The 15,491-nt window shown below is 42.5% G+C and carries 12 protein-coding genes and 1 pseudogene; 7 read left to right on the top strand and 6 right to left on the bottom strand.

The genetic code is table 11. From position 1 onward, the window contains the following. Positions 1 to 114: 114 nt before the first annotated feature. Positions 115 to 1,665 (bottom strand): PAS domain-containing methyl-accepting chemotaxis protein, encoded by a 1,551-nt coding sequence (locus R7Z41_RS23215; protein WP_017821085.1) that lies wholly within the window; start codon positions 1,663 to 1,665, stop codon positions 115 to 117. Positions 1,666 to 1,950: 285 nt separating this feature from the next. On the opposite strand from R7Z41_RS23215, the gene modF reads away from it, so the two are divergent. Next, complete coding sequence (gene modF / locus R7Z41_RS23210; protein WP_225478162.1) at positions 1,951 to 3,405, top strand: molybdate ABC transporter ATP-binding protein ModF; 1,455 nt, start codon at positions 1,951 to 1,953, stop codon at positions 3,403 to 3,405. On the opposite strand, the gene R7Z41_RS23205 is transcribed toward modF, so the two are convergent. After that, positions 3,393 to 4,865 (bottom strand): EAL domain-containing protein, encoded by a 1,473-nt coding sequence (locus tag R7Z41_RS23205; RefSeq protein ID WP_065275384.1) that lies wholly within the window; start codon positions 4,863 to 4,865, stop codon positions 3,393 to 3,395. The genes modF and R7Z41_RS23205 overlap by 13 nt on opposite strands. A 348-nt stretch (positions 4,866 to 5,213) precedes the next feature. Here R7Z41_RS23205 and R7Z41_RS23200 point away from each other — a divergent pair, with 348 nt between their 5' ends. From R7Z41_RS23200 to R7Z41_RS23190, 3 genes are all read left to right on the top strand, one after another. After that, positions 5,214 to 5,948, top strand: coding sequence for an IclR family transcriptional regulator (locus R7Z41_RS23200; protein ID WP_005386192.1), 735 nt, complete (start codon positions 5,214 to 5,216; stop codon positions 5,946 to 5,948). A 6-nt stretch (positions 5,949 to 5,954) separates the two neighbouring features. Continuing rightward, entirely contained in the window at positions 5,955 to 6,794 is an 840-nt protein-coding gene (locus R7Z41_RS23195) for an arginase family protein (RefSeq protein WP_025768977.1), read from the top strand. Between the two features lie 309 nt (positions 6,795 to 7,103). After that, positions 7,104 to 10,094 carry a DUF6701 domain-containing protein gene (locus R7Z41_RS23190; RefSeq protein WP_405523861.1) on the top strand — a complete coding sequence of 997 codons (2,991 nt, stop codon included), beginning with the start codon at positions 7,104 to 7,106 and terminating at the stop codon, positions 10,092 to 10,094. 66 nt (positions 10,095 to 10,160) lie between these two features. On the opposite strand, the gene R7Z41_RS23185 is transcribed toward R7Z41_RS23190, so the two are convergent. The 4 genes from R7Z41_RS23185 to pcp form a co-directional block, all read right to left on the bottom strand. Then, a complete protein-coding gene (locus R7Z41_RS23185; RefSeq protein ID WP_005375652.1) occupies positions 10,161 to 11,453 on the bottom strand; it encodes a DEAD/DEAH box helicase in 1,293 nt (430 codons plus the stop codon). Between the two features lie 170 nt (positions 11,454 to 11,623). After that, entirely contained in the window at positions 11,624 to 12,610 is a 987-nt protein-coding gene (locus tag R7Z41_RS23180; protein ID WP_017821090.1) for a CobW family GTP-binding protein, read from the bottom strand. Between the two features lie 63 nt (positions 12,611 to 12,673). Then, on the bottom strand, positions 12,674 to 12,937 hold the full coding sequence (locus tag R7Z41_RS23175) for a hypothetical protein (protein WP_005375648.1): 264 nt from the start codon (positions 12,935 to 12,937) through the stop codon (positions 12,674 to 12,676). Between the two features lie 197 nt (positions 12,938 to 13,134). Then, entirely contained in the window at positions 13,135 to 13,773 is a 639-nt protein-coding gene (pcp, locus tag R7Z41_RS23170; RefSeq protein WP_017821091.1) for a pyroglutamyl-peptidase I, read from the bottom strand. 289 nt (positions 13,774 to 14,062) lie between these two features. Between pcp and R7Z41_RS23165 the strand changes: the two genes are divergently transcribed. The 3 genes and pseudogenes from R7Z41_RS23165 to R7Z41_RS23155 form a co-directional block, all read left to right on the top strand. Continuing rightward, positions 14,063 to 14,311, top strand: coding sequence for a hypothetical protein (locus R7Z41_RS23165; RefSeq protein WP_005375646.1), 249 nt, complete (start codon positions 14,063 to 14,065; stop codon positions 14,309 to 14,311). Between the two features lie 306 nt (positions 14,312 to 14,617). Continuing rightward, entirely contained in the window at positions 14,618 to 14,830 is a 213-nt protein-coding gene (locus R7Z41_RS23160) for a cold-shock protein (protein ID WP_005375644.1), read from the top strand. 359 nt (positions 14,831 to 15,189) lie between these two features. Continuing rightward, positions 15,190 to 15,456 (top strand): annotated as a pseudogene (locus R7Z41_RS23155) (S1 RNA-binding domain-containing protein); the annotation flags it as partial. Between the last annotated feature and the right edge of the window lie 35 nt (positions 15,457 to 15,491).

Below are 15,491 nucleotides of genomic sequence, written 5' to 3'. Positions count from 1 at the left end.
AAACCTATAAACAGGTTTCCGATTGTCTCTCATCAGAAGGATCGGTCAACTGATCCTTATCTGATCTACATTGCGCTAATGTTTAGCGGGCTTTTAACTTCGATTTTCTAAAGTTTAAGCAAACTTCTTAATCATTTCAGACAGGTCATTGGTGCAATTTTGCACTTTGGTGTTCATATGATTCGTTTCAGTCATCAGTTCATACGATTCACTGTACTTTAAATTAAGCGACTGGATGTTTTCATTTATTTCATCCGTTACATAAACCTGCTCTTCTATCGCGACCGCAATTTGTTGGTTTCGTTCGACGACGTCCTGAACAAGGGATTCCAATTGTTGAATGCTATCCAAAGCAGTACCTAACAATGTTACCGTTCCGGTCGACATTTCATTACCTTTCTCTAACGCAGAAACCGCTGATTTGCTCCCATTTTGAATCCCTTCAATGGCCGATTTAATCTCTGTTGTCGATTCCTGAGTTCTTTTAGCTAAGGTTCTCACTTCATCTGCTACAACGGCAAACCCTCTGCCTTGTTCGCCTGCCCTCGCGGCTTCAATTGCAGCGTTCAACGCTAATAAATTAGTTTGTTCGGCAATACCATTGATGACTTCAACAACGGTTCCAATTTGCTCGGTTTGTTGGTTCAAACGTATGACCACTTTAGATATTTCGCCGAGCTCACCCACCAACTCTAAAACCGATTGGTTAACATTATCGATAACGCTACGGCTGTCTATCATCGTATTTTGCGCTTCTAACGTAGCCTCGGCGGTCGCTTGAGCATTATTTGATATCTCAGATGAAGAGGCTTGCATCTCGTTGACCGCTGTTGCGACCGAGTCAATCTCCACTTTCTGTGCGCTTAAGTTCTCCGTCACTTGCTGGCTATTTGTCGCAGCACTGTTAGCACTTGCGCGCGTTTCTTCGCAAGAGTCTTTTACAGACACGCCAACGCGCCCCAATAGCGCATTTGCAAATTGCTTACGCATCTTCATACCCAGCTCAATCTCAGCCAGATCGTTGATTCTTCCGCAATAAATATATTCCATAAGTGGATTGTTGAAGTCTTGCCTAGCCTGTTTAGCGAGCTTTTCAACTGGTCTGGTTAATACATAAATAGAGAAAACGGAAAGTAACGCAACAACGCTAAACGCTATCACTGGTGATTGATTCATTTGTAGAGTGAGTAAGCCAAGAAGGTTTGAAATTAAAAGGAAGAAGGCCGATCTCATCCACAAACGTGTACGAGGAAGATACATTTTCCACGGCTTACGATTATTTCGAAGCTTCGAATACGCTTTTTCCGCTCGCTGGATGTGTATACGCTCAGGTTTAAATCTCACTGATTGGTATTCCACAACTTCACCATTAGATTTTATAGGAGAAGCAAACGCGTCAACCCAATAATAGCCGCCGTTTTTACGTCGATTTTTGACCATTCCCATCCAGTGTTTGCCAGTTTTCAGGTGAGTCCATAAATCTTTAAAAGCCTGTTTTGGCATATCAGGATGACGCACAACATTGTGGGGTTTACCGATAAGCTCCCCTTCATCAAACCCCGCTACTTCATTAAAGTTTTCACTGGCATATTTGATGTAACTGGAGGTATCGGTAATGGAAACTAGGCTGTAACTCGAGGGGTAATCGTATTCCGTTTCACTCATAAACATGTGTCCTTACATTGATTAATTAACAAACGGCAAATATGAACTTATCAGCATAACATTCACATGCATAATGATAGGTTGATTCAAAAATAAAACAAAATTATTGACAAGCTTACTTGTTACTTAATGACTCTAGTCGCATTTTTATCCTCTAATACAAGGCTTCGTTGATATGCACAAGACTGAGCACTGTTCAAAATTAATACACAAAAGCGCTTCCGTACTGAGTTCGTAAATTGTTATAAGTAATCCACTAAAACGAAAACAAGGAAGACAAACACAATGACTATTCACTTTCGTCAGCTTGCAGCTAAGAGAAACACGACACACTTGTTTATTGACGATTGGAAAATTAACACTCAGCAGTCTTGGGGGATATTCAGCGCGGATGGAGATATTGGCTCTCTGCTTGGAGACCTTATTTGTGATGAAATGTCACCAAATAGTGGGGAAATTGAGCTAAATGGGCTATCCGTTGCGCAAGTGTCGTTATCAGAGCAACAGCGATTACTGGAAAGAGAATTAGAAAAAGATGATACGGATTTTCTTGATCGTATCGACCAAGGAAGCACTGTTTATTCATTAATCCTAGAACAGAGCCAAGACACTAACTTAACTGAACAGCTAGTCAATGATCTCGACCTAAGTCATCTTAGAGATAGTGGCTTCCGTGTTCTCTCTACCGGAGAAACCAGAAGAGTAATGCTCGCCCGAGCTTTAGCCACACAACCTGACTTAGTATTACTCGATAATCCATTTACTGGCTTAGATATTGCGCACCGAGCTGCTCTCGCTCGCTATTTACACTCGCTTTCTCAAAATGTGCAACTACTCATAACCTTCTCTCGCGAATCTGACATGCCTGAGTGGATCAATAGCATCGCGCTTTTCAGTGCAGGAAAGCTTGATAGTACAATGGATAAGTCCAGTTGGGATAATCATCCAATCATTGGACAAATTAAATCTCAGTCAGAACAACAGAGTGAAGAAATGATGAGCTTGATACGTCAGCATCAGCACTCGACGCCATTCAACAACCCAATATTTGAACTAAAGAATGGGGCTGTCGAATACACCGATAAGAAGATTTTTACTGACTTGAACTGGCGCATAGACAAGGGCCAACATTGGCAGGTCAAAGGCCCAAATGGTTGTGGAAAGAGTACCTTACTTGGATTGATCTTTGGCGATCATCCGCAATGCTACAGCAATGACATTGATATTTTTGGTAAAAAGCGTGGTACTGGCGAGACAATCTGGGAAATTAAGCAGCATATCGGTATGGTGTCTTCAGCGCTACACCTCCAATATCGAGTCAATTGCAGCGCATTAGAAGTCATTTTGTCAGGATTTTACGATTCGATTGGGTTGTATAACCAGCCAACTCGCAAAGAGATGAATATTGCAAACGAGTGGCTCGATATCTTACATATGAGCCAGTACAAAAAAACCTCATTCAAGCAATTAGAGTACGGTCAGCAGCGACTGTTACTGATTGCAAGAGCCATCGTGAAACAACCCACATTATTGATTTTGGACGAGCCGTATCAAGGGTTAGATTTTTTGGGTAGACGGTTAGTTAAGAACACACTTGAGCTCATCGCTAGAGAGAATTTAAGCCAACTATTGTATGTGTCTCACTACCAAGAAGACCGCTTAGATAGCATCAAAAATGAGTTAGAGTTTGTGTTTGATGAAAATGCTCAGTGTTATAGAGCTAACGTCTACCAATCATAATGACTTCGCTGCGCAAGCTGCTCATAAGGTAATGGTTTGGAGTACAGGTATCCCTGATGATATCTCACTCCCATCTTCTTTAAGTGTTCAGCTTGCGCTATGGTTTCCACGCCTTCAGCGATCAATTGTACTTGTAATTCTTCCGCGAAGTGAACCATCGCTTTTAAGACAGAAGCACTAAGGCTAGGAATACCAATAGTTTCGACAAAGCACTTATCGATTTTTAAGTAATCTATGCGCATGTGCTGTAGAAATGCTAACGAGGTTTGGCCAGTTCCAAAATCATCGATCAGCACATCAATACCATGCACTCGCAGCGCTGCAATGCATTTTCTCGCCTCTGAATCAATGAGCTGACGCTCCGTTATCTCTACCCCTAATGAGACTTTGTTTCGGCTCAACTGTCTGTCGAGCAATTGAATTTTTCTGATCGCGTTTGGTCCGACTAAATAACCAGGCGGCACGTTAATACCAAGGTGGACAGGCTGATCAAAGCCTAATTTACTGAAGTCCTCTGCCGCTTTATCCAGAACGAAATCAGTAAGTAAAAAAACCAATCCACTTTGCTCTGCCGCAGGGACAAACTCGTCCGGAGAAATGAACCCCTTACTTTGATGCTCCCATCGCACTAGCGCTTCAAACCCGAATAACTGGCCGGTATCAACGTTAACTTGCGGTTGGTAATACAGGGTCAACTCTCCTCTTTTTATCGCTCTTTTAAGATCCAGTATCAAATTGCGATGAGGATCAATAAACTTATTCAACGCATACAAGCAAAGGTAGATCACGAAAATAATTGGAATTGAGTACAAAAAATAGGAAAGTGTTCTCTGTTTGACGAAAAGATCGCTGGCTTCACTCAAAGCTTCATACTCAAACATTTGCGACGATTTGATACCGATAGGATTACTTCCCGCTCTTAATGCTCCTTCTGGTGAAACTTGATCATGGATAAACAGCGCAGAGCGTTTTAGGCGTAAATCGTTGTTAAACCCTATTGTCGCATTAAAGTAGTCATGATCGATAATCGTTACGGCTTGATAACCCCGCTCTCCTTCCGTTACCACTAGCAAGAACTGATCGTACAAGCTATCAACACTACCAAGCGCTAGCGTTTGTCCCTTGGGAAAGGTGATGTGCTCAGCTAACGGTTTAGAGATACTTCCCAATTTCGAAGAACAAGTAATGACTCCCTCTTTCACAATGAGCATTTCTTCAATATCTCGTTCAAACATTAAGCTTTGCTGGAGCTCTTCACATCGCTCAGGGTGTAGCAGCGCCGTGCGGTTTTCTGTCTCTATTTGGAATAAAATTTCATCTGCAATTTGCACATTTTTTTCTAATAAATGATTGAGATTGTTTTGCACGCTTTCACGAGCTAAATACAAAACCTCTCCAATAACCAAGGGAATAGGCAGAAGAAAAATGATGGCTTTTTTAAAAATCGCCTTATTCAGCATATAAAAGTAACCTTTTATAAAACCGATTTACTGAGATGGTACCTCGATTCCGATACCCGCTAGCAACTCACGTTTTTTAACATTATTTGTTTGGATTAACTCAGTATGCGAAACGCTGAGTAATACCGCAAACTAAACAATGTCTTAATCACTCCTGTTCCAATTTAGTATCAAGCGCCTCAAACCTGAGACTTTAATTCGACACCATGTTATGTCTATCGGTAGTTGCGAAAGTCTTTACCTGTCTGTTTCTCATCATGTAAGAATTACCCATTAAAATTATTTTTCTTTTCTCAGTGATTAAGAATTATATTTGTCGTAACTCCTACAACACGTTACAACACTCTCATGACGACAAACAAAGCTAATGCTAACCAGGTAAACGAAAAATCACTGCAGTTGTTAATGCAAGTTGCAGTTAGTCCGTTCCCAGTTTCTGCGAAAACGCTAAGCGAGCAATTGAACGTTCCTTTAAGCAGCCTTTACCGACACTTAAAACTGCTTAAAGAGTGGAACTTGATCGAAGAAAGCGTTCACGACAAGACATTTGTCGTTGGTCCGGCGGCATTATTACTCATGCACAGCTATGAGACCGCGCAACATGGGCTCGACATGGTCGAAACCATACTGGCTAGGTTGGTACAACAAACCGGGGAAATGGCCGCTTATATGGTACCAGCGGGTTATCGTGCGCTTTGTGTCAGACAGAAAGAAAGTATGCAGGCGCTGCGTTGCAGCTTCGTCCAGGGTCAAAGTCAACCTCTGCTGCGCGGTGCCTCATCTAAAGTGATGCTTGCTTTTATGCCTCAAAGTCGATGCGAGAAAATCTTGAGATATTTTAATCAAGATCACCGACGTGACGAGTGGGAAAAAGAGCTCACAACCATCCGTAAACACGGATATGCCGTCAGTACTTCTGAGATTGACCCTGGTGTGTCAGGTATTAGCGCACCGGTAATGAAAGGAAGCAAACTGATTGGCGCAGTCTCGGTAATGGCTCCGGCCCACCGAGTCGAAAAGGATAAGCAGCGCATTATTTTACATGTACTGCAAGCGGCAAGGGCACTACCACCAGAAAGGTAATTCATCATGTTAAGCTTTTTCAAACGCTATAAACTCCATCACACAGTGAAACAGCCGCAGCATTACCCTTTTTCTTTTATGACAGTGTGTGAGTATTTGCCTCCTATGTCGAAGGGTGCGTTTGAATTAGCTGATCAAAGTTTGGAAAATGCTAGCGATTGGCTATACCAACAGCATGATCATGAAACCGCTGAAAACTTTGGTCACTTCAACCACGACAAGCTGGAAAATGGCGAGTTTCAGGAAGCATTAAGCCTTTCGCTTTCTCGCCACTCAATTCCTGTTTTAGTAACTAACTGTACCGAGGCAATCTTGTCCATGTTACCTGTGGTCGTGTCCTATCGAGACGAAGTGGGTGTGGTAAATATTGGACATGACATGAACTTGAAACCAACACTTGAACCACGTTTAGGCTCGGCATTTCATTTTGCTCTTTCTCGCTATCAAAACGTGCGATTATTTTTTGCTGGTGTTAGCGAACAAGATACAAAGCAAGAAACGTGGGAATACGCGGAGGATCAAGGTTGTGACTGGGTAACCGATAAAGAGTTTTCTTTTCGTCATCGCAATAATGTTAAGCAACAGATCGGCAATTACCTAGACCACTGCGACCAAATAATCATTAGTATCGACCTTGGATCTCTAAAAACCAAAAACAGCCTTGATGGCGCGTCAGAAATTGATATCCAAATGGTTCTACGCACGATTAGGCAATGTTTGGTTGCAGGTAAAGTGCGAGCAATTCAGCTCGTTGGCGATCGAGATTGTCTGGTGTATTCGAGACAAACGAAAGCCATACTCGAAGAGTTATATCAGATGGCCCCACTCATCGTTCACGCTGCCTAGCGTTATAAACATTCAGAATCAGGATCGCGTCCTTCCTGATTCTGAACCAACATGCTTACTTATTATCCTTAACTAACAAATAGTTACACATATAAATCGACACACATCACACTTACCTCTTGAACTAACCTGACACTTACGTTGTAATAAGGCCGCTAAACTTTGGTATGACATACGAAATAAAAAATAACCAAAGTTCAATAACTAAGCGGCTTCAAAACAAAAAGTACCGCAGCTATTCCAATTTCAGTGAGCATTTGCTCACGCTCGCTTGATGCCATCTTGTTCCACTCATTAGGACATTTGATGATGCGTCTTTGCAGTATTTTCACTGCGGTTCTTTTTTTACCGCTAACCTCACACGCCACCACTTATGACTTAGCAGATATCAAGTCAAACACTAATGTTGCCTTTTGTAAAAACGGAACCATTCATGTAACGGGTTCTACTTACGATTGCACTACAAATATTGTTCTCCCGAAAGGCGATCAAATTATAAATAGTAGTCAAAGCTCATCGTCTTTAACCGCTCATGGTTCCATAACACTCCGTGGGCAGAATGTCATAGGCTCAAAGGAAAGCCCTATAAACATCAAAGCTAAAGGAACTTGGTTAAAAATTAATGGTAATAGCTACGTACTAGGTAATGTCTCTGCTTTAGGTTCTATAAAAATAACTGATAGTGAAATCGAAGGAGATATAGAAACCAATGGTGTTGGTGGAAATGGCCGTTCTGTCGAGTTTTACGGAGAGCACAACGTCCTTAATGGCAACATCATTGCTCAAAGTGACGTGTACATCGAATCTGGTATGTTCTGCGGTGATATCAAATCAAAAGGAACAAAAGTAGAAATTAATCAACTGGAATCGTCGCTTTCTAATACACCAATAGTTGTGGGCAACATTAATGCTCTATCGGGGATAAATCTTAATAATACGACAGTTTTTGGTTCTTTGACATCTCAGGGACATACTGTAGATACAGGTTTTGGCACGACCAAAATATATGCGAATAAGCAAGCTATTTCGGCAATGCATTTTTCAATTAATAACTCCAATACTTCTATTTGTGGTAGTGTGACAGCCACCCTAGAATCAAGTTCAAATTTCAACCACTATTGTGGCATTGATGAACCCAATTGTAGTTACGCAAATCAAACACCAACAACTTGCCCTATTCCTTCTTATATCCCTGAATGTAAAATTACGCCTCCATCAGAGAACGACTTCGACCTCAGCGTCACACCATCGGACGACATGGCACTGATGTGCGGCGACGATCTTCCGCAATTTACAGCAATGACAACCAATAATGGAGAAGTTGTAAGCGCAGAAGTCAGTGCAGCCCTATCACACCCTGACTTGTTCACTTTAGAGGTGATCAAAGGTCAGCAGACATTAAAAGCAAACCAATTTATGTCTGACGACAATGGTGAGCTCGTTGTTCGAATGGTCCCGAACGATATTGATACCATCGCGTTAGGTACTAACTACACGCTGACTTTCACTATGGCAGAAGACACCAGCAAGCATCAAACGGTTAGCTTTATGTTTACGCCATTTATGTTTGAGGCCTACTCAAAGACGAAAAGCGCCACTTTAAATGAAATACGCGTTATTGCAGGTAAACCAGAAAACGTGCATACGCGATTGCTTGCTTGTGCTTCCACCGGCGAACCTGTAGTCGCAAGCAACTACAATGGTACTCCTAAGGTTTTTCATCCATTGGTTCAACCATTAGGAGGAAGTGAAGGAAACTTTAGCTATTCAGCGGAATTTAAAGACGGCTTGTCTGAACATGGTCTTGTCACGAACGAGTCCGGCATATTTGAAGTGACATTGTCCGATCATTTTGAATGTGAGGGATTTGAAGAGTGCCCTGAAGAAGGCAAAGTGGAAGTGAAAGGGACATTTAATGTGCACTCGCGACCATGGACATTCGCTATCTGTGACAACCAACGTGCTTTGCCTTCTGGCACCTCTGAACAAGGAGATGGGTTTATTGCCGCCGGAGAACTTTTCTCTCTAACAGTGAAGCCGATCATTTGGCAAACTGACGGCTCTGTAAGTGGTTCTGTTGAATCAGCACGTTATTGTGATGCCTCTATCACCCGTAATTTTATGCTTGATGACGCTCCAGCAGCATCGGTTGTCTTGTCGAGTGAGCAACATACGCCATCAGAGACAGCGAACCAAACCTCAAAATTGCTAAAAAGTAGTGACTCACTGGCTCAGGCGCATAATTCAGCCAAGAATGATCAATTCGTCTTTAATGGATTATATTGGGAAGAAGTCGGGAGCTTGAGAGTAAAAGCAAACCTAGAAAGTAAATATCTAGGTATGACTGTTAACGAAAGCTATCGTTACATCGGTCGTTTTTACCCAAAATATTTTCAAGTGCAAGACCAAGAATGGCACTACCCACATGGCCAAACTTTTGCTTACATGAATCAACCTTTTGAGAAAGTCACTTACGATGTTGTCGCACTCAATGCGAATAAGGAAAACGTGAAGAACTACGTCCACTTTTCATCTAACCTTCAACAACATTTCGACTTAGGCGAGCTAAGCTCATACTCCGATCGGTTTTTGCCGCCTAAGCCTAAGAAGGTAGACTGGAAACTACTGGGTAGCGCGAGTGTTGGAACGTTTGTGATCGAGAAGCCCTCGACCAATGCGACTTGTAACAATAGCCCATGTTGGAAAAAGAACACGACAGATAAACAATACCCTGATGGCCCATTTAATAAAGGGACTAACAGTGACAGCAGCCAAATAGGTTTAGTCACGACTAAAGCCGTTGATGAGGTAAACTTCTTCGACGATAGCGAAGTGCTCACAAAACAACCAGACATTCGATTCGGTCGTTTGAACTTTCAAGATGTAGGTGGCAACCAAGGCATGGTGATCAAAGTGCCACTTGATGTGGAAATTTGGCAAAACGGTCGATTTACGACTAACTTCGATGACAGCTCAACAACGGCGAGTGGTGAATATTACTTCAGCACGCCAATTTGGTCTCATGCGCTAGCAAACAACGCCCTGCTTTCTGGCGTTGGAACGATGAGTATTGGCAGAATGACCGATATCGTTGCAAGCCAAATTGACTCAGCACGCGAGCAAATACAATTCCACCTGGATTTAGACGGCTCAGGTAATCGCATCCCTTGGCTGAAATACGATTGGGATAACACGACAAGTGAAGAGGAAAATCCACCTGTTACAGTTACGTTTGGTGTTCACCGAGGAAACGATCGCATTATTTATCGTGGTGAGCCAAATATGCTTGGCCTAAATTAACGCGAAACGACAAAACAAAAAAAGCCCCTATATTGAGGGGCTCTTTTCATCTAAAACGGATGTAATTTACTTTGCGCCACGACGCGCTTTCAGGCGCTTCACCATAGCAAGACGACGCTCTGCCGACCCTTGGTCTGTTGCCGACTGGTTCGGGTTATTACGACGACCTTGACGATTCTTAAACGCTGGTTTTGAGTGCAGCTTTTCAATGTAAGATTCACGCTGTTTTGGTTCATAGCCTGCAAGCTCAATACGGCGAATTCGCTGCTGGATTAGATTTTCAACCTGAACAACCGTGAGCTCTTCATCTCGGTTTACAAATGAAACGGCATGACCTTGTTTACCTGCACGGCCTGTACGACCAATTCGGTGAACGTAATCTTCCGCTAGGAAAGGCATGTCATAGTTCACAACGTGAGGTAAATCTTCAATATCTAGACCTCGAGCAGCGACATCGGTAGCCACCATGACACGTGCTTTACCGGACTTGAACTCTTCTAACGCACGACGACGAGCACTTTGAGCACGGTCACCGTGACAAACCACCGCTTTGATACCATCAAGTTTCAGCTCTTTTACTACTTCGTTTGCGGTCTCTTTGTAGTTCACAAATACCAACACTTGTTTCCAGTTCTTACGACCAATCAGCTCCGAAAGCAGTTCCGTTTTTCGCTCTTGATCAACTGGATATAACACGTGAGCAACTGTCTGTGCTGTCGTATTCGCTCGCTCAACTTCAATACGCTTAGGCTTACGCAGGATATCTTTTGCTAACAGATTTAGTTGGCTCGAAGTCGTTGCTGAAAACATCATAATTTGCGGATCAGTATCCACATCTAGCATGATCTTACGTACTGCGTGAATAAAGCCCATGTCCAAGATACGGTCTGCTTCATCAAACACTAAAAACTCTAAGTGTGCGACCGAGACATTACCTTGTTCAATGTGCTCTTCCAATCGACCTGGTGTAGCCACTAGGATATCTACACCGTTTTCTAATGCCGTTACTTGAGAAGACATTTTACGGCCACCGAAAATCGCAGCCACCGACAGGTTCGTGTACTTCGTGTAAGCTTTGATGTTGTCAGCAATTTGTTCAGCAAGCTCACGAGTTGGAGCCAAGATAAGTGCGCGAGCAGTCTTACGAGAAGCGCTACGGTTACTGTCTAGCAACTGCTGAATCATAGGCAGAGAAAACGCAGCCGTTTTACCAGTACCTGTTTGTGCTGTAGCGAAAATATCATGGCCTTTGCGAGCCATTGGAATCGCCTTCTGTTGAATTGGCGTTAACTTTTCATAACCGCATTCTGCCAGTGCTTTAACCACTTCTGGCGCAAAACCTTGAGATGAAAATGACATTGAGCGTATTCCTTAAACAAACCACTAAAAATAGCTTTAAAAATTTAGCCGTGCACTATACCCGAATTTGAGTGATTTATCTCACTTTTCTCATTGAAATCCTACAAAAGAAAAAACGGTGAGCACAGATATATTAGTGGTTCACCGTTTTCGTTTAACCTTTGCGCGATTTAATGTTTGATGCCAGATAACTGAAGGAGAATTCGCTCAAGCTCATCCCATGGCAACAGCTGAGAATCTATCACTTCTAATCGTGATTCAAAGCCTTCTAAGCTGATTTCATTCACCGACACGACTCGGTTGGCAACATTAAACGCGTAACAACCTTGATCCGTATTGACCACTGCTTTAACACGCTCTGCGGTCAAGTCCGAAAGCATAGAGAAAAGCTTTTCAAAATCAAACTTATACTCTGCCCCAAACAACCACCCACAACTAAAATAACCCTGCCCTTTGTTCTCTTTGCGCACAAAGGCTTCACCAGGCGCCAATTGGAATTGAGGCTCTTGATGAGCGTGGTCATGATGATGTGACTCGATATGGGAAGAAGCGCTGCCGTAAACCCGCTCAATATCCAAGACTTCTATCGGCAACTCACCGTCATGAATAAGCTTACTGAATACTTTTGAAGGGGATTGGTCCGTCACCCAGTCATTAAACACATCAAGGTCGTGGCTGGAACATAGGTCAACCTTACTACCAATAACCACATCTGCACTGTCTAACTGGTCCACGAAGTTTTGGTTAGAAAGATACTTTTCATCACTTAAGTTACGCGGATCAACCAAGGCAATCGTCGCTTTAAGATCAACGTAAGGTTCATACTGCTGTGAGGTAAGCGTCGCGATAACCTGTTTTGGATGACCAAGGCCTGTCGGCTCAATCAATAAACGGTCCGGTTTTTGACGCAATAATGCGGTGATACCTACCGACATCGGCACACCCGCAGTGCAGCACATACAACCACCCGGCACTTCTTTAATCAGCGCGCCTTGGTCGGTCATCAATGCACCGTCGATGCCAATCTCACCAAATTCATTGACCAAAACCGCCCAGTTTTCTTTTTCCGGTTTGTTCTTCAGTAGATTTAAAATCGTGGTCGTTTTACCGACACCCAAAAATCCGGTCAGTATGTTGGTTGGTACTCGATTTGACATGCTTATCTCCGACACGTTAGTGCATTAATGCTCCAGCAAAGTATACGGAGAATGTGACTCGCTTCAACGCTTTTTATCGCACGCATCAAGCTCATTGCGTGATGCGTTGGAACACATTTTTCGAGCTTGTTTGGGTTGACTTATCAACTCTGAACGCTTCATATCAGACAGGTATCTACTGGTATAAATAACGCAAGTAAAAAACGCGATAATAGCGACTACGATGGGAAGAACTCCGAGCGTGTTTTCGAATTTAAGCGCAGCAATAGCCAACGCGAAAACAACGACAGAGATAAGTGCGATTGACTTACTTTTGTTGCTTTTCATAATAACTCGCCTTTCGTAAAGTTAGCCCCTAACACCTCCTGTACTAGAGGAATGCCAGTTTGAACAACATCCAACCTGACTATTCAATGCTACTCCTTTCGCTACTTGTGAAATTTGACAAAGCTAACATTTACTACAACATCAAACGACGAGCTTATTATTATCTTTCATATACTTACTGGATTTTAAAACACTTACTAGCAAATCGACCCGCCGCTGACCAATATGTCGTTTTCATTGGCAATACAAACTTGCGCCACCAGCCTTAGCCCTTCGACTATCATCTCCAGAGACATAGAAGGCTGACTGCCATCTGCTGCTTGTTCTGGCAATAATGGAATATGAACAAACCCGTGACGAATCGGATTGTCTTTCAAGTAATGTTGGATGCCATAAAAAAGGTGGTTACATACAAATGTTCCAGCACTGTTGGAAATCTGGCTAGGTATACCCTGCGTTTGCAATGTTTGCACAACACGCTTTATCGGTAGTGTCGAGAAGTAAGCATCAGGACCATCAGCCACCACGGGTTCATCAATCGGTTGATGACCAGCGTTATCTGGAATACGAAAATCATCGACATTGATTGCGACACGCTCTGGGGTTATCGCGCTACGCCCGGCCGCTTGCCCTACAGTAATCACACAGTCTGGCTGGTGCGCTTCTATTGCTTCAATAACGACTTTCACCGAGTCATATCGAACTACGGGGACTGGGCAAGTAACTATCACACCTCCTTTTATGGCCGCGGCCTCTAATTGCTTGACCGCTTCTAAGGCGGGGTTAATGGCGTCACCACCAAAAGGTTCAAAACCGGTAATCAGGACTTTCTTCATAACAGCCTTTAGGAAAAGAGTTTCACAAATTATTGCACTCCCCTTCACCCCATCCAATAGCAAAAGTATTGATGAGATAAACCAGACAACATTATGTGACTCATGTCTAACCAGAGAGTGTTTTCTGCCTCATTGAATCTAGGCAAGTTCCGGACTATCGAGACTAACTTATTGATGATTAGTGGCAGGGCAAGGTTCTCTCATTACATGACGCACGTAGAAGCTTGGTTTCCACGCTTAACTTAGGTAGAGTACGCGACCGCAATGCAATTCGAAGAGATTGAATACAATGAATATTGATAACCATGTAATCGAAACGATTGAAGAGTTAGAGGCATTTCTGCATTTAGTAGAAAGCGGCGCTCTGGGTCTTGAAGGTGTCACTGGCGTTGCGCTAGCCACCTCTAATACCGATGGCCGTCCATTTGTTGCCGTATTAGGAGAAAAGCACCAATTGCTCCTCGGTCGCTGGGTTTCGCAGCACGTATATGACAATGGTAAAGACATCGTTCGTAACGGCCCAACCAGAAAACACTAAGCGCTCGACGCCACCTATAACATCACGCCGTCTTATACACCAAGCGTATGCTTTGAAAGCAATGCGCTTGGTGTACTCAAAAAATAAAAAAGAAAAGGCTAGCCTTTATTAATTTTGTCGGTATACTGCACATCAGCTCTTACGGAAAGAGCTATTAATGTAATTAAAGATCAAAGTTTCTCTCAGTTCCACATCGAATTCCTCGTTTACGTTCCTGCGACAAAATAGTTATCTCTAAAATCATATAGTAGCACTTGATATTAGCTAAAAATTCAATATTTAAAACAATCAAATATAGAGGTATCTATGTCTAATAAATTAACTGGTTCAGTAAAATGGTTCAACGAAACTAAAGGTTTTGGTTTTATTTCTCAAGACAATGGCGGTGATGACGTATTCGTTCACTTCCGTTCTATTGTTTCTGAAGGCTTCAAAACTCTTACTGAGGGCCAAAAAGTATCGTTCGTTGTTGAACAAGGTAACAAAGGTTTACAAGCAGCTGAAGTAACTGCACTGTAATTCTTTGTGTGGCATCAATGTTGTTGGTGCCACAATCCCCTTCCACTTATTACTGCCCTTACTATTCTCTATCTAAGTTTATATACCCAAATCACTTACCTCTCCCACACCATCATTAATCACTTTCAATAAAGTCACTTTGGTATACATCTTTAGGTAATCACACCGCCTACCTTGCAATTCCAGTTTGGAACTAAATTAATCTCATTCATATCTGAATCACTTCGCCTCATGCTTTGCTCATAAAAATAAAGTTTATAAAATAAAAGCGATTGGCGAATATAAGAGAAAAAATGAAATTAAATATATCTGCTCAATCAATAAATTCTAATAATTACGAGCACATTATCCCTAGCTGAGAGATTGAGTTTGCACTGAAATGCCATTACATGAAGCCATTTATCGGACAACACTTTATAGGGACAGCGTCTGGATTCACACACTTCGGAGCATTTGTTGAGTTAGAGGAAAACCGAATCGAAGGTCTCATTCCTTTATCAAGTTTCCAAAATGGTGAGTTCGAATTTGATGCAGTCAAACAAAAAATTTCTAGCCAGAGCACCACGTTTACTTTAGGGACTAAAGGGCTTTGTTGCGTAATTCAGACGAGAAACCAAACCTCCTAAAGTTGAGCGACTTTTATACAATATACTGAGTTTCA

Source organism: Vibrio sp. 1457 (assembly GCF_033340195.1).
GTDB lineage: Bacteria > Pseudomonadota > Gammaproteobacteria > Enterobacterales > Vibrionaceae > Vibrio > Vibrio alginolyticus.
This window is presented reverse-complemented; position numbering and strand designations above follow the sequence as displayed.